Raw genomic sequence first — 17,864 nt, forward strand, 5'->3', positions numbered from 1 at the left:
TCGGGGGCGAAGCAACTGGTGGTCCGCGCCGCCGACTTCGGGTCGGCGATGTGGTCGTGGACTCCGAGCGTGGTGTCGGTCGGGGCGTGGTCCGGCAGCGGTGTCGCCCCGGTCACGCACGAGACTCGCGGTTCCGGGCGTAGTGGCGGGCCACCTTGGCACGATTCCCGCACAGGGCCATGGAGCACCAACGCCGGGTGCCGTTGCGGGATGTGTCGAGGAAGTACCGGATGCAGTCCGGCTGGTCGCAGAGCCTGATCCGATCCGGGACCGTGGCCAACAGGCGCAGATAGTCGTGGGCGACCGTCCACGCCGCACCCCAGACCGGATCCGCGAACTCGGCGTGCTCACCGGGCCCTTCGGCAGTCAGGGTCGGCCGGATACGGCCGTGGTCCAGGATCTCGTCGACCTGCCGGGCCGCCTCGGGCGAGTCCGGTTCGGTGACGGCCGCGGCCAGCGCGCTTCGGGTGGCGCGGACCGCCTCCAGTGACGCGGCGTCCGCGGGGAAGTGTTCGGCCAGTCCGTGGCCGCCCAGCCACACTCGCAGGCCGCCTGGCGTGTCCAGCAGATCCTTCTGCCGTCCGTCCTCCTGCCATCTGGTGTTCAGCAGATCGAGGGCGAGGGGTTCGCCGACGAACGGACGAGGGTCGACCTCGGTCATCGCAACATCCTCCATCCGATCCAGTTCTAACCCCTAAAGCCTACGTGACTGGTTGCAGCAGTCGCGACTAACCCTTAAAGTCGCTTTCGTTGGTTAGCTCGATCGTGTGCGGACGTACCACATTGCGTGCGCGTTCACACGAGAGACGAGAGGCCACCGTCCCTAGCGTGAGGACGACGCGAGACCGTCCGGATCGTCCGTCGCGGCGCTGCCCGGGTACCGCCTGACCGGCGGCCCGTGCGGACGGCGGCCGGTCGTCGCGCCCGTAGAGATGACGAGCACGCAGGTACAGGAGGGGTTTCAATGACTGTGACGGAGACTCTCGATCCCATGACGGGTGGCGAGCACGCCCCTGCCTCCGCGGCGGAGATCCTGGCGAGGGCACGGGCCGTGGCCCCGCTGCTGCGCGAGCGTTCCGAGGAGATAGCGCGCAACCGGCGCCTGCCGGAGGACGTGGTCCAACTGGTGCGCGGCACCGGCGTCTTCCGCATCGGAATGCCGAAGGAATGGGGCGGTCCCGAACTGACCTTCGCGGAGCAGACCGAGGTCATCGAGGCGCTCTCCTACGGCGACTCGGCCGCCGGTTGGTGCGCGATGATCGGCATGGACACCTGGATCTACGCGGGCTACCTGGACGAGGCGGTCGTCAAGGAGATGCTCGCCAACCCGGACGCGATCACCGCCGGCCTGATCTTCCCGGTCGGCCGCGCCGACCGGGTTCCGGGCGGCTACCGGGTCAACGGCCGCTGGCCCTTCGGCAGCGGTGTCACACACGCGGACTGGGTCGTCGGCGGCTGTGTGGTGCACTCCGACGGCAAGCCCGAGCCGGGCGTGGGCGGCGCCCCCGTGAACTGGCGGCTGGTGATGGCCCGTCGCGAGGAGTTCGAGACCGTCGACACCTGGCACACCACCGGCCTGGCCGGCAGCGGCAGCATGGACTACCAGGCCACCGACCTGTTCGTGCCCGAAGAGCGGTCGTTCGACTTCACCACCCCGCGCGGTTCCGGACCGCTGTCCGCCCCGGACGCGTTCCTGGGCAATGTGCCAGGTGTGCCGCTCGGCGTCGCCCGCGCCGCGCTCGACCATGTGCGCGAGCTGGCCGTCGACCGCGTGGAGCGGGCCACCGGCACACCGTGGTCGGAGAGTTACCGGGTGCAGACCACCATCGGGCAGGCCGAGATGGAGCTGTCCGCGGCCCGCTACGCGGTCTACGGCACGCTCGAGGAGCTGTGGGAGCGACTGGAGTCGGGTGTCCAGCCGACCCCTGACCAGCAGGTCTCGTCCGCGCTCGCCCGCGTCAACGCCTTCCGGACGGCCCGCTCCATCGTCTCCCGGCTCTCCGACCTCGTCGGAACGGCCTCGATCTACCAGACCTCCCCGCTCGACCGCTGGCTCCGCGACCTCCACACGATGTGCCAGCACATCCTCGCCCAGGAGCAGATCGTGCAGTCGGCGGGGGCCCATCTCCTCGGCGGAACGCCGCAGGCTCCCTTCCCCCTCGGGCTCAAGGGATAACCCGGGCACGGTGAACGGCGGTCGATGACCCGGGGCGCGCTCCGCTCATCGACCGCACCGCCGGCATCGGATGCAAAATGACCGGCCATTGACTAGATGAGGACATCTCATGGCAACTTCCAGTGAAGTAGAAGTCGACGCAACACCCACCGGCGGAGGACGAACGGACGGAGGGAAGTGGGGCGTTCGCGAGTGGGGTCTGCTCGTCAGCGTGTGTGCGGCATTCTTCCTGGACGCCCTCGACAACATCATGGTCGGCATCGCGGTTCCGCCGATCCAGTCGGACCTGGGAATGAGCACCGAGTCCGTGCAGTGGGTGGTCAGTTCCTACGTCCTGGGCTTCGGCGGATTCCTGCTGCTCGGCGGACGTATGGCGGACCTGCTGGGCCGACGCCGCATGTTCCTGATGGGTGTGGCCATCTTCGCCGTGGGATCCCTGGTCGGCGGTCTGACCAATGAGGGACTCGTGGTGATCATCGCCCGGTTCGTCATGGGTATCGGTGCCGCGTTCACCGCACCGGCCAGCCTGTCCATCATCATCACCAACTTCGCCGAGGGCCCTCAGCGCAACCGTGCGGTCGGCATCTACACCGCGTGCGGCGCAGTCGGTTACTCCACCGGTGTCATCGTCGGCGGTGCCCTCACCGAGATCAGTTGGCGCTGGACCTTCCTGCTTCCGGTCGCCGTGGCGATCCTCGCCTTCGTCGGCGCGCTGGTGCTGGTGCCGCGTGACCCGCGCACGAACCTCAGCGGCAGCAAGTTCGACGTCACCGGCGCCGTCAGCGTCACCGCCGCGATGCTGCTGTTCGTGTACAGCATCGTCGAGGCGCCCAACGCCGGCTGGACCTCCCCCCGCACCCTGGGCACCTTCGCCGCCGCGATCGTCCTGCTCTGCCTCTTCGTCGTCGTCGAGCGCCGTGCCGCCCAGCCTCTGCTCCGCCTGGGCCTGCTGCGCAACCGCGCCCTGGTCGGCGCGAGCCTGGTCGCTGCGGCCATCCTCGGGACCTACATGAGCTTCCAGTTCATCGGCGGTCTGTACCTGCAGTCGCTGCGCGCATGGTCGCCGATGGAGATGGCCCTGGCCTTCCTGCCCATCGGCCTGCTGATCATGACGATCGCCCCCCGCGCCGGAAAGCTGATCGCCCGGTTCGGCATCCAGTGGATGATCTTCGCAGGCTTCGTCGCCTACACCGCGTCGTACCTGCTCTTCCTGCGCATCGACGAGACCTCCTCGTACCTCTGGGTCATCCTGCCCAGCATCGTGCTCATCGGTATCGCCTTCCCCTTCTCCTTCCCCGCCGCCAACGTCCAGGCGACCAACGGCGTGCAGGACTCCGAACAGGGCCTGGCGGCCGGTGTGCTGCAGACGGGTTACCAGGTCGGCGCGGCGATCGTCCTCGCCATCGTCACCGCCACCATGGCGGCCGACGGCGAGGGGAAGGAGACGTCCGCGACGCTGTCCGACTACCACTCCGGCCTCTACGTGGTCACCGCCATCTCCGTCGCCACCATGGTGCTCACGCTCGTCGCGGCGCTCCGTGCCTCGTCGCGGCGCCGCGCGGAGACGGCTGCGACCACCTCGTAGACACCCCGCCCGCCTGGTGAGCCGATCGGCGTCCCGCCCCACCCCCGTCCGGGAGCGGTGGGACGCCGGTCCTCCGCCACGGAAAGCCGGATTCGTGGTGATGGCGGTCATCCGTTCCGGCAGAGTTGGATCACCCGGGCGGTCGGACCGACCCGGCAGGACCTGGAGACGACACATGGACCGCAGAGGGCAGTGCCCCTTCGTCATCGATGCCGACGGGAGCGACATCCATGGCGAGATCACCCGGATACGCGCTCGGGGGCCGGCGGCACAGGTGGAGCTCCCGGGCGGCGTGGTCGTCTGGTCGGTCACCGACGGCGAACTGATCCGGAGCCTCCTCCTGGACCCGCGGGTGTCCAAGGACGCCTACCGGCACTGGCCGGCCTGGATCAACGGTGAGATCCCCGGGGACTGGCCCCTGGGCATCTGGGTGTCCGTCCAGAACGTGGTCACCGCCTACGGCGCCGACCACACCCGGCAGCGCAAGCCGGTGGCCGCGGCCTTCACCCAGCGCCGGATCGCCGCCCTGAGACCGCGCATCCAGCGCATCGCCGACGACCTCCTCGACGCTCTGGCCGCCGAGCCGCCCGGCCGACCGCTGGACTTGCGTGAAAAGTTCGCGCACCCACTGCCGAACGACGTGATGTGCGAGTTGTTCGGAATCCCCGAGGAGTACCGCGCCGGACTCCACGGGATCATCAAGGGCTTCTTCCGTACCTCTGCCTCCGCGCAGGAGGCGCAGGCCAACGGATACGCCCTCTACACCACGATCTCCGAGTTCCTCGTCCACAAGCGCCAGAACCCGGGTGACGACCTCACCTGCGATCTGATCGCCGTGCGCGACGAGGACGGCGCCAGCCTCACCGAGAAGGAACTGGCGGACAATCTCATCCTGCTGTACACGGCTGGTTACGAGACCACCGTCAACCTCCTCGACCACGCTGTCCACGCCTTGCTGCGTCACCCGGAGCAACTCGAGCTGGTCCGGCTGGGGCAGGCCGACTGGGACGACGTGATCGAGGAGACGCTGCGCCACGAACCGCCGGGCGCCCACGCGATCCTGCGCTACGCCGTCGAGGACATCGACCTCGGTGACGTGGTGATCCCGAAGGGGGACGCGATCATGATCTCCTACGCCGCGGCGGGACGGGACCCGTCACGGCACGGTGACAGCGCGGACCGCTTCGACATCACCAGGCCCACTCGGCGGGAGCACATCTCCTTCGGCCACGGCGTCCACCACTGCCTGGGCGCACCGCTGGCCAGGCTGGAGGCGTCGATCGCGCTGAGCTCCCTCTTCGAGCGGTTCCCGGACCTGGCGCTCGCCCATCCCGAACGGCAGGCCGAGCCGCAGCGGTCGTTCATCTCCAACGGCCACCAGAATCTGATGGTCGTCCTGAGCCGTCAGGCGGCCTTCGTCTGACGGTAGTCCTGAGCCGTCGGCCGCCCCGGTCCGACGGCTCAGGACGCCGGCCGGGTCTTCGTGGTAGACGCGGCCGCCGCCAGGGCGGCCCGGTACCAGGGGGCGTGGTGCGCGAATCGTGCCGCGAATCCCGGGCCCGGGTCGGTGCCGGTCAGCCGCCACAGCGCCGAACCGTCGTACCAGTGGTCGACCGCGAGAAGCGACAACCGGCGCGCCCCGGCGGGATCGCCGAGGGCGTCGAGCAGTTCCAGCGCCCGGTGCGTCGAGATCTCGCCCCGGGGCAGGGGCAGGTCCAGCGCCTGTGTCACGGTGGTGATCAGGTCCCGGACCCGCACCGGCTCGGGCTGGTTCGCGTGCAGGACCCGACCGGACGGCAGGGGCGCCCGGCTGCGCACCAGCGCGGCCACGGCGGCGGCCAGATCCTCCACGGCGATCACGGACGTGCGCGCCCGCCCGGCGTTCACCCAGTGGGGGACGCGGCGCAGCAGGGCTACCAGGGAGGGGATCACCCAGGTGTCCCCCTCCCCGTAGACCAGATGAGGGCGGAGTACCAGACCGCCCGCCGCCAGCACGCTTTTCTCGGCGGCGAGCCGCGTCACGCTGGTGGGGGAGACCGGGGCGGTCGGCAGCACGGACTCCGCCTCGCCCCGGTGGGGGCCGTCGCCGTAGACGGCGGCGGTGCCCAACTGGATGATTCGCCGGACGCCTGCCCGGGTCGCCTCGGCGAGCAACGCCTCGGTGCCCCCGACGTTGACGGCGAGGCACCGTTCCATGTCGCCGCCGACCTGCGCGGCGAGGTGGACCAGCGTGTCCACGCCGTCGCACAGGCCTCGGAGGGAGTCCGGATCGCACAGGTCGCCGTGGACGGTCTCCGTCGGCGCACCGTCAGGGACCGTGACCCCACGGTCGTGGAGCAGGAGACGCACCGTGCCGCCGCGCGCGGTGCCGCCGGAGGCGAGGAGCCGGCGTACCACGTGTCCGCCGACGAAGCCCGCCCCTCCGGTGATCAGTACGGTCGGCTGAGGCATGCGGGCTACCTTCCCCGGTCGGCCGTCGGGCTCGCGCCGGTGGTGAGAGAGGAGAGACGGAGCGGACACGGCACGGGAGGGGCCGTGGTCCGGGTCAGCGTGCCGCGCTGGTGAGCGAGGCGGTGAAGGCGGGTGTGCCGTCCTGGTGGCCGGTGACCCGCACCGCAGTGCCGCCAGGGACCAGGGAGGGAACGGTGTGGGCCTCCACCCAGCAGGGCGGGGCGAACTCCACGTAACGGTGGAAGTCGATGGTGAACGACGCCGGGTAGAAAGGAGCCGGCGAGAGCAGGGCCCTGGCGGCCTGGTGCGCGGCCTCGACCAGGACCAGGCCCGGGTAGTGGTCGATGGCCCGGCCGAACAGGGTGGTGTTCCTGGTGTCGGCCCGCAGTTGCCAGCGCCCGGACACGGGGGTGGTGGCCAGGACCACGTGTGCGGGACGGTCGCGCCCGACGAGCCGGTGCGAGACGGGAACCGCCAGGGTGGCCAGCGCGGGAGGGAAGTGCGCGCCGCGGAGCCGCTGGTAGACGCGGGGGGTGGAGATGCCGAGGTGGCCACCCCCCGTGACGACCGTACGATCGCCGTCCCTGACCCGTATTCGCACGTCGGTGGCGGCCAGGCGCCCGCCACGGCGCCGTATGTCGGAGCAGGTCACGTCCAGGTGTAACTCGGTGGTGCCGTCCGGTGCGTCGAGGAACTCGGGGTGGGAGCGGTAGTGGAGATCTTCCATGTGGAAGTGGTGGTCGAGGGGGACGGCGAATGCGGCGTGGCACAGTAGTATCGCGCTCTGCCGCAGCGTTTCCACGATGAGTACGGGGTCGTGTTTCCCGTGCATGGGGGCGAAGAAGTCGTGGGTGTCCGGCCACTTCGCCCGCACGGTGAAGCGTCCGTCTCCCAGGTCCTCCCAGGCGGTCAGCAACACATCGGCGGTGTGGGCCCGGTGCACCAGATCCTTGGGTACCCCTCCCGCCGGCTCGGAGCCGATGGGCTCCTCGGCTCTCTCCGGCGCGTCGGCGGCTCTCGGGCCGTCGGTCACGGGCGTCCGGTTCATGGCTCCTCCTCACGGCATGGAAGGGCCATTCATCCCCCCCGTTGGGGGAAGATACGTGCACAGCGGTATGGTTTCAAGGGATTTAGGGGTTGGCGCAAGTGACTCAGCAGGAACGTGCGATCAGGACTCGGGAGTTGATCCTCAAAGCGGCCGGAGCCGTCTTCGCCGAACGGGGATATGACGGCGCGACCATCTCCGACGTCTACTCGCGGGCCGGGCTGACCAAAGGCGCGTTCTATTTCCACTTCTCCTCCAAGGAGGAGCTCGCGGAGGCGATCCTGGAGGTGCAGGTGAGCGCCGGGACCTACCCCATCGTGCCGCGCCCTCTGAAGCTCCAGGAGCTGGTGGACGCCGGGTTCGTCTTCGGGCACCGCCTCATGCACGACCAGATGCTGCAGGGCAGCGTCAGCCTGTCGTTGGAGCGAGGAACGCACCAACTGGACCGCAGAAGGCCCTTCCTGGCCTGGGCCGACCACAATCTGGCGGGGCTGACGGAGGCGAGCGAACAGGGTGAGCTCTATCCGTGGGTCGACCTGAGGGCCGTCGCCGAACTCCTGGTCGGCGCCTTCTCCGGGATCCAGATGCTCTCCCATGTGCTGACCGACCGCGAGGATCTGACGCAGCGGCTGTCGGTGCTCCTGGAGCAGTTGTTGCCGAACATCGCGCTCCCCGGCGTCATGGCGCGGCTCGACCTCGCCGCAGACCGGGGCGTACGGGTGCTGGCCGAGGCGGCGGCGTTGGCCGCCGCGCAGGGTGACGCATCCTCGTGACAGTCCCGCATCGGCCGGGTTGAACCATCCGGGCCGGTCGAAAACGTGTGAGTCGGTATGTTTCTCGCTCCTCTTCGGCCGCCACGCCCCACCGGCCGCAGCCAACGATTCCTCCTCACCCCCTCCGCGCACCACGCGCAGTGGTCCCGGCCGCGTGGCCGCCGTGTGGAGGGGGTGCCGCCGTGTGCCGGGGGGTGCCGGCGTGCGACAGCCGCGGGTGGCCTGGCGGCCGGCCGGTGGGGCTCGCTCCCCTCATCCGTTGTGTAGCGGCGCGGCTATTCCACTGAACGGCGTGGCCACCGCCCGTCCCGCCGGCACCCGCCGCAGCAGGCGTGGACGGGCTAATGTCCGTGCGCTCCCCTGCAAAACCGACAACCGGTCGCTCGGTAATGTCTCCGGCATCGAACCGGGTTTCGCCATTTCCTGAGGAGTTCTACCTCTGGCCCCGGGACGCTCAAGCGCGTGCGCATATCAGACATTCCCCGGAGAGGACCATTCATGGGTGAGCTGTCAGCGGCTAATCGTCCAGCGGTTGCCGTGGAAGACGACCTGCGTTCCGTCATGCGCAATTTCGCCACCGGCGTGTGCGTGGTGAGCACCTTCTCCGACGCGGGATCCTCGCGACGGCACAATGCCCTGACGGTCAATTCGTTGATGTCCCTCTCGCTGGACCCGCCGCTGGTGTCGCTGAGTATCCGCCGTGATTCCACGTTCCTCGACGATCTGATGGAGTCCCGGGTCTGGTCCTTTTCCATTCTGGACGGCGGCGGCGAGGACCTAGCCCGGATCTTCGCCCGACCTGCCGAGGACCGCGTCAAGGCCCTTCGCAGCCTGCCCACGGAGCTGGGCCCGCAGACGGGAGCGCTGCTCCTGGACTCCGCGGCCTGGATGGAGTGCCGCTACCGGGATCATCTGACGGTCGGTGACCACCTGCTGATCGTCGGTGAGGTCGTCGGCGCCGGAGTACGCGACAAGGGGTCGTCCCTGGTGTTCCTGGGCGGTGAATTCCACCGCATGAGTCGGAGCGCGATATGAGCGGACCGGAAGAGCGACGAACGAGGATCTCCATATCCTCCAGGTTTCGATAGGTGGCTGAGGCATGTCTGGAATATCGATCGCTGTGGTCGGAGGCGGCGCGTCAGCGGTCTGCCTCGTCGACGCTCTGGCCCAGGCGCAGAGCCCCGCGGGCAGCATTACCGTGTTCGAGCCCTCGCCAAATCTTTGGCGGGGCCGGGCCTATCAGGTCGACATCGACACCATCAAGGTGAATGCGCCGCCGGAGGACATGTCGGTGCGCGTGGGCGACCTCGGCCACTTCCGACGCTGGCTGGAGAAGCGAGAGCGCGTCGTCGACGATATCGACAATGTGGATCCTTATTCGGGGGCGCGATTCGCACCGCGCACCGTCTATGGCGAGTATCTCGAGCAGTCGGCCTACTCGGCCCTCGGGGAACTGCGCAGAAAGGGCTGGCGGGTCGACCTCGTCGGCGCGGCGGTCACCGCGGCCCGGCGCACCGACGACCAGGTCCACCTGAGCACGAGCAACGGCAGCGCCGGCGCCTTCGACTACGTCGTCCTCTGCGTGGGCGGCGACGGCCCCAAGGACGCCTACGGGCTCACCAGCGCACCGGGGTTCATAGCGGACCCGTACCCGATGTCCCACCGGCTCCGCGAGATCGGCACACGGGAGGACGTCGCCGTCATCGGCAGCGGCCTCACGGCCGTCGACATCATCCTCGCTCTGGCCGCGCAGGGCCATCAGGGACGGATCACCCTGCTCTCCCGTGGAGGCGTGCTCCCCGGCGTCCGCCAACGCCCCGTCACCTTCGAGCCGCGCCACCTCACCAAGGAGCGGATGCGCGCCCTCGCCCGCAGCGGCCGGGAGATGACCCTCGGGGAGTTCGCGGAGATCGTGGCGGCCGAACTGCGCGACGCCGGTGCGGACCTCGGCGCGGCCCACGCCGAGATCACCGACCTCGACAAGGAGGCGCCGGCGGACCGGCTGCGGCGCCAGTTCGCGGCCGTGGACTCACCGGACCCGGGACTGCGCATCCTCCAGCACGCCGTCCCCGACATCGGCCCCGACGTATGGCCGCAACTGCGGGAGGAGGACCGGGCGGAACTGCTCCGCTCCCACTACCGCACCATCATGAGTCTGTGCTGCCCCATGCCGCCGGCCAGCGCCTCCGTGCTGCTGGAACTGGAAGAAGCGGGCCAGCTGAGCATCCGCTCCGGACTGCGGAAGGTCGCGGAACGCTCAGGAGGGGGCTTCGAGATGCTCACCGCCGACGCGCCTCCCCTATCGGCGCACAAGGTCATCAACGCGGTCAACGCCTCCGAGGGCCGCGTCCCCACCGGCGCCCTGCCGCTGGTGACCACCCTGACCAGGGCCGGCGCCGCGAGCCTCCACCCCCACGGAGGGCTGCACCTCGCCCGCCCGACCAGTCGGCTCATCACCGGGGACGTCGAGGACCCGCGGCTCTACGGCCTCGGCACCATCGGGGCGGGATCACTCTTCTTCACCTTCGGCCTCCCCTCCCTGGTGGACCGCGCCGAGGACATCGTCGCCGCCATCCTCCAGCACGCGGGCGACACCCAACCGGCCCGATCCGGGGACGTCCTGCTGCCCGCCTAGGCCGCCCCGTACCACTGCCGGAGCACCACCCTTCTCCGTACCGCCGCCACGGCCCCGTCCAGAGAGAGGTAACCAGCATGACCACGATGACCGACAAGACCGCCGAGCCCTCCGCGGAGTTCCTCGCCGATACCGCGACAGGACTGCCGATCCCCAGCGAACCGGTCTTCAGCAGCCCGGAGGAGACCCGTCGGCACCGCAAGCAACGGCTGGCCGCGGCGCTGCGCCTGTTCGGCAAGTACGGCTTCGGTGAGGGGATCTCCGGCCATATCTCAGTTCGTGATCCGGAACATCCCGACCAGTTCTGGGTCAACCCCTTCGGCGTGTCCTTCAAGCACGTGCGTGTGGCCGACCTGATCTGCGTGGACGCCAACGGCCGCGTGGTCCACGGCAAGCACCGCGTCAACCCCAGTGCCTTCGTCATCCACTCCCAGATTCACGACCTCCACCCCGGCGCGACCGCCGCGGCACACGGCCACACCGCGCACTCCCGCGCCCTCGGTGCCCTGGGCCGCCTGCTGGAGCCCATCGACCAGGAGTCGGCCGCCTTCTACGGACGGCAGACCCTGTACGAAGCCTACGAGGGGCCGTCCGTCTCTCTGGAGCAGGGCCGCGACATCGCCGAGAACCTCGGGGACAACCGTGCCATCCTGCTACGCCACCACGGCCTGATCACGGTCGGCGGCTCCCTGGACGAGGCCGTGCACTGGTTCTTCACCTACGACAGCTGCGCCCAGGTCCAGCTTCTCGCCCTCGCGGCCGGCACCCCGAAGACCTTCACCCACGAACAGGCCATGGCGGCGGGCGAGGGCTTCGGCGACGCCCAACTCGGCTGGTTCAGCTTCCAGTTGTTGTGGGACGAAATAGTCCGCGAGGAGCCCGACCTGCTGGACGAGTAAGCCGCCGCCCCGCGCGGCACCGTTCTGTGCGGCCCGGACCGACACCGGCCCCGCGGGGCTCACCCCCTCGTCACACCCTCGTGGAACGAAGAAGGAACCTCTCCCATGAACAACACATCGCAGGACGCCCCGCCGCTCGCCTGGCGGAGCCTGCCCGCCGCCCAGCAGCCCACCTGGCCCGACGAGCGGGCGCTCGGCGCCGTGCTCGACGACCTCACCACCGCACCTCCCCTCGTCTTCGCCGGTGAATGCGACCAACTCCGCTCCCGGCTGGCCGCCGTCGCACGTGGCGAGGCATTTCTCCTCCAGGGCGGCGATTGCGCGGAGACCTTCGACGCCGTCTCCGCCGACAGGGTCCGCAACAACGTCAAGACCCTGCTGCAGATGGCGGCCGTGCTCACCTACGCCACCTCCCTCCCGGTGGTCAAGGTCGGACGCATCGCCGGCCAGTACTCCAAACCGCGCTCGCAGCCCACGGAGCGGCGTGACGGCGTGGAGCTCCCCGCCTACCGCGGCGACGCGGTCAACGGCCTGGAGTTCACACCGGAGAGCCGCACCCCCGACCCCGAGCGGCTCAGACGGATGTACCACGCCTCCGCCGCCACACTGAACATCGTCCGAGCCTTCACCACCGGCGGTTACGCCGATCTGCGCCAAGTGCACGACTGGAACCAGGACTTCGTCGCCAGCTCCCCGGTCGGCGAGCGCTACGAGCGCCTGGCCCGCGAGATCGACCGGGCGCTCGCCTTCCTCAGGGCGTGCGGGGCGCAGCCGCGCGAGTTCGGTTCCACCGAGTTCTACTCCAGCCACGAGGCGCTGATCCTCGACTACGAGGCGGCCCTCACCCGGCGCGACTCCCGCACCGGCCAGTGGTACGACGTCTCCGGCCACATGGTGTGGATCGGTGAGCGCACCCGTCAACTGGACGGCGCCCACATCGAGTTCGCCGCCAGTATCCGCAATCCCATCGCCGTGAAGCTCGGGCCGACCGTCACCGCGGACGAGGCACTGGCGCTCATCGACCGCCTCGACCCGGACCGGGAGCCGGGCCGACTGTCCTTCGTCGCCAGAATGGGCGCGGACCGGGTCCGCGACGTCCTGCCGGGACTGGTGGAGAAGGTCACGGCGTCCGGGGCGCGGATCGCCTGGATCTGCGACCCCATGCACGGCAACACCTTCACCGCGCCCAGCGGCCACAAGACCCGCAGCTTCGACGACGTGCTCGACGAGGTACGCGGCTTCTTCGAGGTCCACCGCGAGCTGGGCACCCACCCGGGCGGCATCCACGTCGAACTGACCGGCGAGGACGTCACCGAATGCCTCGGCGGCGGTGCCGAGGTCCACCTGGACGACCTCGCGCACCGCTACGAGTCCGCTTGCGACCCGCGCCTCAACCGCTACCAGTCGCTCGACCTCGCGTTCCAGGTCGCGGAGTTGTACCAGGAGCGCGTCGTGCCCCGGGACCTTCCACGGCGGACCGGTGAAGCCTGAAGACGGACCGGGAACGCCGATCTGGAGAGTGAGATGACAGTGCGCGCGATACGCGGCGCGATCCAGCTTGAACGGGACGACAGGAACCATCTGGTGGGGAGCACCAAGGACCTGCTGAAGGCGATGCTCGACGCCAACGGGTTGGAACGGCGGAACCTGATCAGTGTGGTGTTCACCGCCACGCCTGATCTGCGCAGCGAGTTCCCCGCAGTGGCCGCGCGGGAACTGGGGATCACCGACACCCCACTGCTGTGCACCCGGGAGATCGACGTGGAGGGGGCACTGCCGCGCGTCGTACGCATCCTGGTGCACGCGGAGACCGACCGGCCCAAGTGCGATGTGCGACACGTCTATCTGGGCGGTGCCGCGACGCTGCGCACCGATCTCGCCGACGCGCTGGAGGAGACCCGATGATCCGTACGGCAGCGGTCGTGGGCACCGGCCTGATCGGCACCTCGGTGGCGCTCGCCCTGGCCCGCAGGGAAGTGGGCGTCCACCTGCTCGACGTGGACGAGTCGGCGGCCCGTACGGCCGCCGCGCTCGGCGCGGGAACCGTCGGTCCGCCCGCCGCCCCGGTGGACATCGCCGTGCTGGCCGTGCCGCCCGGCTGCGTCGGTGAGGTGCTCGCCGCACAGCAGGCGAAGGGGCTGGCCCGCAGCTACACCGATGTGGCCAGCGTCAAGGCCGGCCCGGAGCAGGACGCCCTGAAACTGGCCGACCCCTCCTGCTACATCGGTGGCCATCCCATGGCCGGACGTGAGCTGTCCGGGCCGCTGGCCGCCTCGGCCACCCTCTTCGAGGGCCGCTCCTGGGTGCTCACCCCCACCGGTGCCACCGGGACGGACACACTGAACCGGGCCCTGGAGGTGGTGGCGCTGTGCGCCGCGGTGCCGGTGGTCATGGAGAGTTGCGCCCACGACCGCGCGGTGGCCCTGGTCTCCCACACCCCGCACCTCGTCGCCGCCCTGATGGCGGCGCGGCTGGAGCACATGTCGGACGACGCGTCACACCTCGCGGGGCAGGGGCTGCGGGACGTCACCCGGATCGCCGGGGGCGACCCTCGGCTGTGGGGCGACATCCTGGACGGCAACGCCGGGGCTGTCGCGGACGTCCTGGAGGCGCTCGCCGTGGATCTCGGCACGGCGGTGGCGGCGCTGCGGGGACTGGCCGGCGACGACGCCGACGCCCGCGCGGAGGGCATGGTGCGCGTCTCCGACCTGCTGGACCGCGGCAGGAGGGGGCGGGGACGCGTGGCCGGCAAGCACGGGCAGAAGCCGACCCGCTGCACTCCCGTGCATGTGCTCATCGGGGACCAGGCAGGCGAGCTGGCTCGACTGCTGGCGACCGTCGCCGACTTGGACGTCAACGTCGAGGAGGTGTCCATCGACCATTCCCCCGCCGAGCGCAGCGGGCTGGTGGAACTGGTCGTGGAGGCGTCCGCCGCCGTCCGTATGGCGCGGCGGCTCACGGAGTTCGGCTGGGAGGTGCAACGGCCCCAGCCCCGCGCCGACCCCACCCCGCAGGCCGTCGTGCCCCCGCCGAAGGCCGGGGCCGAGCGGCGCCGGGTTCCGCTGGTGACCGGTACGGCCTGAGCGGCCCGGCAGCCGACGGTGGCCGGTGCCCGACCCATGGCTCCGGCACGATCACAGCCGTACGCCAGGACAGCGGCCGTCCACAGCCCGGTCATCCCGGCGACGGCCCCTGCCACTCACGACGGCCCCTGACACTCACGACGGCTCCGACCACCGACGACGAAGGAGGAACCGTGGGCGCATCGCGCCGGACGACCGCGGACGGCACCCAGGGCATGGGCCTGGTGGCGCGCGTTCCCGGGTCGAAGAGCCTCACCAACCGGGCGCTGCTGCTGGCCGCTGCCGCCCGCGGCACGAGCGTGCTGCGGGCACCACTGGTCAGTGACGACACCCTCGCTGTAAAAGAGGCCTTGCGCACGCTGGGAGTCGACGTGTCGGCAGCCCCGGCCGACACCCACTGGAAGGTCACCGGCAGGCCCGGCGACCTCGCCGACCGGGCCGAGCTCTGGTGCGCGGACGCCGGCACCGCCGCCCGTTTCCTGCCCCCGTTCGCGTTGGCGGCGGGCAAGGGCGGCCGCTACACCTTCGACGGGTCCGCGCAGTTGCGGGCCCGCCCCATGCGCCCCTTGGCCGAGGCGCTCACCCGCCTGGGCGCCCGGGTGCTGACCGGGCCGGGCGGCGCCCTGCCACTGACCGTGAGCGGCGACGGGCTGCACGGCGGGAGACTGGAGCTGGACTCCGGGCAGAGCAGCCAGTACCTCAGCGGGCTGCTCATGGCCGGGCCCCTGATGCGCAGCGCGCTGACCGTCGACATCCCCCGCCTCGTCAGCCGCCCCTACGTCGATATGACACTGGCCCTGATGCGTGCCTTCGGCGCCCGCGTCGACGAGCCCACCGCCGAACGCATCGAGGTCGTTCCCGGCGACTACACCGCCACCGACCTCGCCATCGAACCGGACGCGTCGACCGCTTCGTATTTCCTAGCCGCGGCGGCCGTGACCGGCACCACCGTCACGGTCCCCGGCCTGGGCCGTGCCAGCCTCCAGGGCGACGTGGGGTTCGCGCGGGTGCTGGGAATGGCGGGCGCCGATGTCACCCTCGGCGAGGACACGGTCACCGTCACCGGCACGGGACGGCTGCGCGGAGGGTTCGAGGTGGACATGGGCGAGATCTCGGACACCTTCATGACGCTGGCCGCCATCGCCCCGCTCGCCGACGCGCCCGTCACCATCACCGGCATCGGGCACGCGAGGCTGAAGGAGTCGGACCGGATCGGCGTGACGGCGGCGAACCTGCGCGCCTGCGGCATCGACGTGGACGAGGGCCCGGACCATGTCACGGTCCGGCCCGGGTCCCCGGCGCGTGCCCGGATCGCCTGCCACCGCGACCACCGCATCGCCATGTCCTTCGCCGTGCTGGCGCTCGGCAGCTCCACCCCGCTCGACCTCGACGACCCGGCCTGCGTGAGCAAGACCTTCCCGGGCTTCCACACCGAGATGCAGCGGCTCTTCCCCACCTACCCGATGAAGGAGCAGTGAGATCCGTGCTGAGCAGATTGCGGTGGCTGACCGCGGGGGAGTCGCACGGCCGCGCACTGGTGGCGACGTTGGAGGGGCTGCCCGCCGGTGTGCCGATCACCACGGAGACGGTGGCGGATCATCTGGCGAGGCGGCGGCTGGGGTACGGGCGTGGCGCGCGGATGAAGTTCGAGCGGGACGAGGTCACGTTTCTCGGCGGCGTCCGACACGGTCTGACCCTCGGCTCCCCGGTCGCGATCATGATCGGCAACACCGAATGGCCGAAGTGGGAGCAGGTCATGGCCGCTGACCCGGTCGATCCGGAGGTCCTGGCAGATCTGGGCCGCAACGCGCCGTTGACCCGCCCCCGCCCCGGCCACGCGGACCTGGCCGGCATGCAGAAGTACGGTTTTGACGAGGCGCGTCCCGTTCTGGAACGTGCTTCGGCGCGGGAGACCGCGGCCCGTGTCGCCCTCGGTGCCGTCGCCCGGTCGTACCTGAAGGAGACGACGGGTGTCGAGATCGTCTCTCATGTGGTGGAACTGGCCGGTGTAGAAGCCCCCTATGGCCTCCACCCGACCCCGGGGGACGTGGAGCGGCTGGACGCCGACCCGGTCCGCTGCCTGGACGCCGCCGCGTCGAAGGCGATGGTGGCGCGCATCGATCAGGCCCACCGGGACGGTGACACGCTGGGTGGTGTGGTCGAGGTCCTGGCCCATGGCGTCCCGGTCGGTCTGGGCTCGCATGTGCACTGGGACCGGCGCCTCGATGCCCGGCTGGCGGCCGCCCTGATGGGGATTCAGGCCATCAAGGGGGTCGAGGTGGGAGATGGTTTCGGGCTGGCTCGGACACCGGGGTCGAAGGCACACGACGAGATCGTGGCCCGCGGGGGCGGGATCGGTCGGGCGTCGGGCCGCGCGGGCGGCACGGAGGGCGGTCTGAGCACGGGTGAGACGCTGCGGGTACGGGCGGCGATGAAGCCGATCGCGACCGTGCCGCGCGCTCTGCGGACGGTGGACGTGGTCACGCGTGAGGTGGCTCGGGCACATCACCAGCGGTCCGATGTGTGCGCGGTGCCGGCGGCGGGGATCGTCGCGGAGGCGATGGTCGCGCTGGTGCTGGCCGACGCGGTGGCGGAGAAGTTCGGTGGCGACAGCGGCACGGAGACTCGGCGCAATGTCCGCTCCTACCTCGATGCCCTGGCCATCCGGTGAGCGCACCGCTGGTCGTTCTGGTCGGTCCGATGGGCGTGGGCAAGTCCACGGTCGGGCAGCTGCTCGCCGAGCGTCTCGGAACGGTCTTCCGGGACACGGACGAGGACATCGTCACCGCGCAGGGCCGCCGCATCACGGACATCTTCGAGGAGGACGGCGAAGCCGCCTTCCGCGTCCTCGAGAGGGAAGCCGTACACCGAGCGCTCACCGAGCACGACGGTGTCCTCGCCCTCGGCGGCGGAGCGATCCTCGATCCGGCCACTCGCGCCCTGCTGACGGGGCTGCCCGTCGTCTACCTCTCGATGAGCGTCGAAGCAGCCGTCGGACGCACCGCCCTGCACGCCACGCGCCCTCTGCTGGCGGTCGACCCGCGCGGGCAGTGGCACACGCTCATGGAAGCGCGCCGTGCGTTGTACGAGGAGGTGGCGTGGGCGGTGGTGACCACCGACGACCGTACGCCGGAGGACGTCGCCGAGGCGGTCGGTGACGTACTGGGACGGCGGGCCCCGGGAGCGGCGAGGCAGTGAGCGCGGCCCGTCGGCGCCC

At 70.5% G+C, this 17,864-nt stretch carries 16 protein-coding genes; 13 read left to right on the forward strand and 3 right to left on the reverse strand.

Translation table 11 applies throughout. From position 1 onward, the window contains the following. Positions 1–112: 112 nt before the first annotated feature. The gene (locus PUR53_RS06700) at positions 113–661 is read right to left on the reverse strand and encodes a CGNR zinc finger domain-containing protein (protein ID WP_329896482.1); all 549 of its coding nucleotides are present in this window, start codon (positions 659–661) and stop codon (positions 113–115) included. A gap of 303 nt (positions 662–964) precedes the next feature. Here PUR53_RS06700 and PUR53_RS06705 point away from each other — a divergent pair, with 303 nt between their 5' ends. The 3 genes from PUR53_RS06705 (at position 965) to PUR53_RS06715 (ending at position 5,184) form a co-directional block, all read left to right on the forward strand. Further along, positions 965–2,176 carry an acyl-CoA dehydrogenase family protein gene (locus PUR53_RS06705; protein ID WP_329896483.1) on the forward strand — a complete coding sequence of 404 codons (1,212 nt, stop codon included), beginning with the start codon at positions 965–967 and terminating at the stop codon, positions 2,174–2,176. Between the two features lie 211 nt (positions 2,177–2,387). Then, positions 2,388–3,761: an MFS transporter gene (locus PUR53_RS06710; RefSeq protein WP_329896484.1), complete on the forward strand. Its 1,374-nt coding sequence runs from the start codon at positions 2,388–2,390 to the stop codon at positions 3,759–3,761. 175 nt (positions 3,762–3,936) lie between these two features. Then, entirely contained in the window at positions 3,937–5,184 is a 1,248-nt protein-coding gene (locus PUR53_RS06715) for a cytochrome P450 family protein (RefSeq protein ID WP_329907711.1), read from the forward strand. 38 nt (positions 5,185–5,222) lie between these two features. Here the strand turns inward: PUR53_RS06715 and PUR53_RS06720 are convergent, their stop codons facing one another. Continuing rightward, a complete protein-coding gene (locus PUR53_RS06720) occupies positions 5,223–6,212 on the reverse strand; it encodes an NAD-dependent epimerase/dehydratase family protein (protein WP_329907712.1) in 990 nt (329 codons plus the stop codon). Between the two features lie 94 nt (positions 6,213–6,306). Next, positions 6,307–7,260 carry a ScbA/BarX family gamma-butyrolactone biosynthesis protein gene (locus PUR53_RS06725; protein WP_329907713.1) on the reverse strand — a complete coding sequence of 318 codons (954 nt, stop codon included), beginning with the start codon at positions 7,258–7,260 and terminating at the stop codon, positions 6,307–6,309. Positions 7,261–7,358: 98 nt separating this feature from the next. Between PUR53_RS06725 and PUR53_RS06730 the strand changes: the two genes are divergently transcribed. The 10 genes from PUR53_RS06730 to PUR53_RS06775 all read left to right on the forward strand — a co-directional run bounded on the left by PUR53_RS06730 (position 7,359) and on the right by PUR53_RS06775 (position 17,845). Next, entirely contained in the window at positions 7,359–8,030 is a 672-nt protein-coding gene (locus PUR53_RS06730) for a ScbR family autoregulator-binding transcription factor (RefSeq protein WP_329907715.1), read from the forward strand. A 498-nt stretch (positions 8,031–8,528) separates the two neighbouring features. Next, complete coding sequence (locus PUR53_RS06735; protein ID WP_329907716.1) at positions 8,529–9,065, forward strand: flavin reductase family protein; 537 nt, start codon at positions 8,529–8,531, stop codon at positions 9,063–9,065. Positions 9,066–9,129: 64 nt separating this feature from the next. Next, the gene (locus PUR53_RS06740) at positions 9,130–10,665 is read left to right on the forward strand and encodes an FAD/NAD(P)-binding protein (RefSeq protein ID WP_329896490.1); all 1,536 of its coding nucleotides are present in this window, start codon (positions 9,130–9,132) and stop codon (positions 10,663–10,665) included. An 86-nt stretch (positions 10,666–10,751) separates the two neighbouring features. After that, entirely contained in the window at positions 10,752–11,564 is an 813-nt protein-coding gene (locus tag PUR53_RS06745) for a class II aldolase/adducin family protein (RefSeq protein WP_443080267.1), read from the forward strand. 105 nt (positions 11,565–11,669) lie between these two features. Next, positions 11,670–13,055, forward strand: coding sequence for a class II 3-deoxy-7-phosphoheptulonate synthase (locus PUR53_RS06750; RefSeq protein ID WP_329896492.1), 1,386 nt, complete (start codon positions 11,670–11,672; stop codon positions 13,053–13,055). A 33-nt stretch (positions 13,056–13,088) separates the two neighbouring features. Continuing rightward, positions 13,089–13,469, forward strand: coding sequence for a chorismate mutase (gene aroH / locus PUR53_RS06755; protein ID WP_329896493.1), 381 nt, complete (start codon positions 13,089–13,091; stop codon positions 13,467–13,469). Continuing rightward, positions 13,469–14,647 carry a prephenate dehydrogenase gene (locus tag PUR53_RS06760; RefSeq protein ID WP_329907731.1) on the forward strand — a complete coding sequence of 393 codons (1,179 nt, stop codon included), beginning with the start codon at positions 13,469–13,471 and terminating at the stop codon, positions 14,645–14,647. Before aroH ends, PUR53_RS06760 begins: the two co-directional genes overlap by 1 nt. Before the next feature lie 215 nt (positions 14,648–14,862). Next, a complete protein-coding gene (aroA, locus tag PUR53_RS06765; protein ID WP_329907733.1) occupies positions 14,863–16,125 on the forward strand; it encodes a 3-phosphoshikimate 1-carboxyvinyltransferase in 1,263 nt (420 codons plus the stop codon). An 8-nt stretch (positions 16,126–16,133) separates the two neighbouring features. Beyond that, a complete protein-coding gene (gene aroC, locus PUR53_RS06770) occupies positions 16,134–17,318 on the forward strand; it encodes a chorismate synthase (RefSeq protein ID WP_329896522.1) in 1,185 nt (394 codons plus the stop codon). Continuing rightward, positions 17,315–17,845, forward strand: a complete 531-nt coding sequence (locus PUR53_RS06775) for a shikimate kinase (RefSeq protein ID WP_329896494.1) — start codon at positions 17,315–17,317, stop codon at positions 17,843–17,845. Before aroC ends, PUR53_RS06775 begins: the two co-directional genes overlap by 4 nt. Positions 17,846–17,864: the final 19 nt, after the last annotated feature.

The sequence above is a fragment of the Streptomyces sp. SP18BB07 genome, from assembly GCF_036322545.1.
GTDB classification, from domain to species: Bacteria; Actinomycetota; Actinomycetes; order Streptomycetales; family Streptomycetaceae; genus Streptomyces; species Streptomyces deccanensis.

Coding starts and splice junctions, on each gene's coding strand:
- PUR53_RS06700 (WP_329896482.1), bottom strand. CDS start 661: ATGACCGAGGTCGACCCTCGTCCGTTCGTCGGCGAACCCCTCGCCCTC.
- PUR53_RS06705 (WP_329896483.1), top strand. CDS start 965: ATGACTGTGACGGAGACTCTCGATCCCATGACGGGTGGCGAGCACGCC.
- PUR53_RS06715 (WP_329907711.1), top strand. CDS start 3,937: ATGGACCGCAGAGGGCAGTGCCCCTTCGTCATCGATGCCGACGGGAGC.
- PUR53_RS06720 (WP_329907712.1), bottom strand. CDS start 6,212: ATGCCTCAGCCGACCGTACTGATCACCGGAGGGGCGGGCTTCGTCGGC.
- PUR53_RS06725 (WP_329907713.1), bottom strand. CDS start 7,260: ATGAACCGGACGCCCGTGACCGACGGCCCGAGAGCCGCCGACGCGCCG.
- PUR53_RS06735 (WP_329907716.1), top strand. CDS start 8,529: ATGGGTGAGCTGTCAGCGGCTAATCGTCCAGCGGTTGCCGTGGAAGAC.
- PUR53_RS06740 (WP_329896490.1), top strand. CDS start 9,130: ATGTCTGGAATATCGATCGCTGTGGTCGGAGGCGGCGCGTCAGCGGTC.
- PUR53_RS06745 (WP_443080267.1), top strand. CDS start 10,752: ATGACCGACAAGACCGCCGAGCCCTCCGCGGAGTTCCTCGCCGATACC.
- PUR53_RS06750 (WP_329896492.1), top strand. CDS start 11,670: ATGAACAACACATCGCAGGACGCCCCGCCGCTCGCCTGGCGGAGCCTG.
- aroH (WP_329896493.1), top strand. CDS start 13,089: ATGACAGTGCGCGCGATACGCGGCGCGATCCAGCTTGAACGGGACGAC.
- aroA (WP_329907733.1), top strand. CDS start 14,863: ATGGGCCTGGTGGCGCGCGTTCCCGGGTCGAAGAGCCTCACCAACCGG.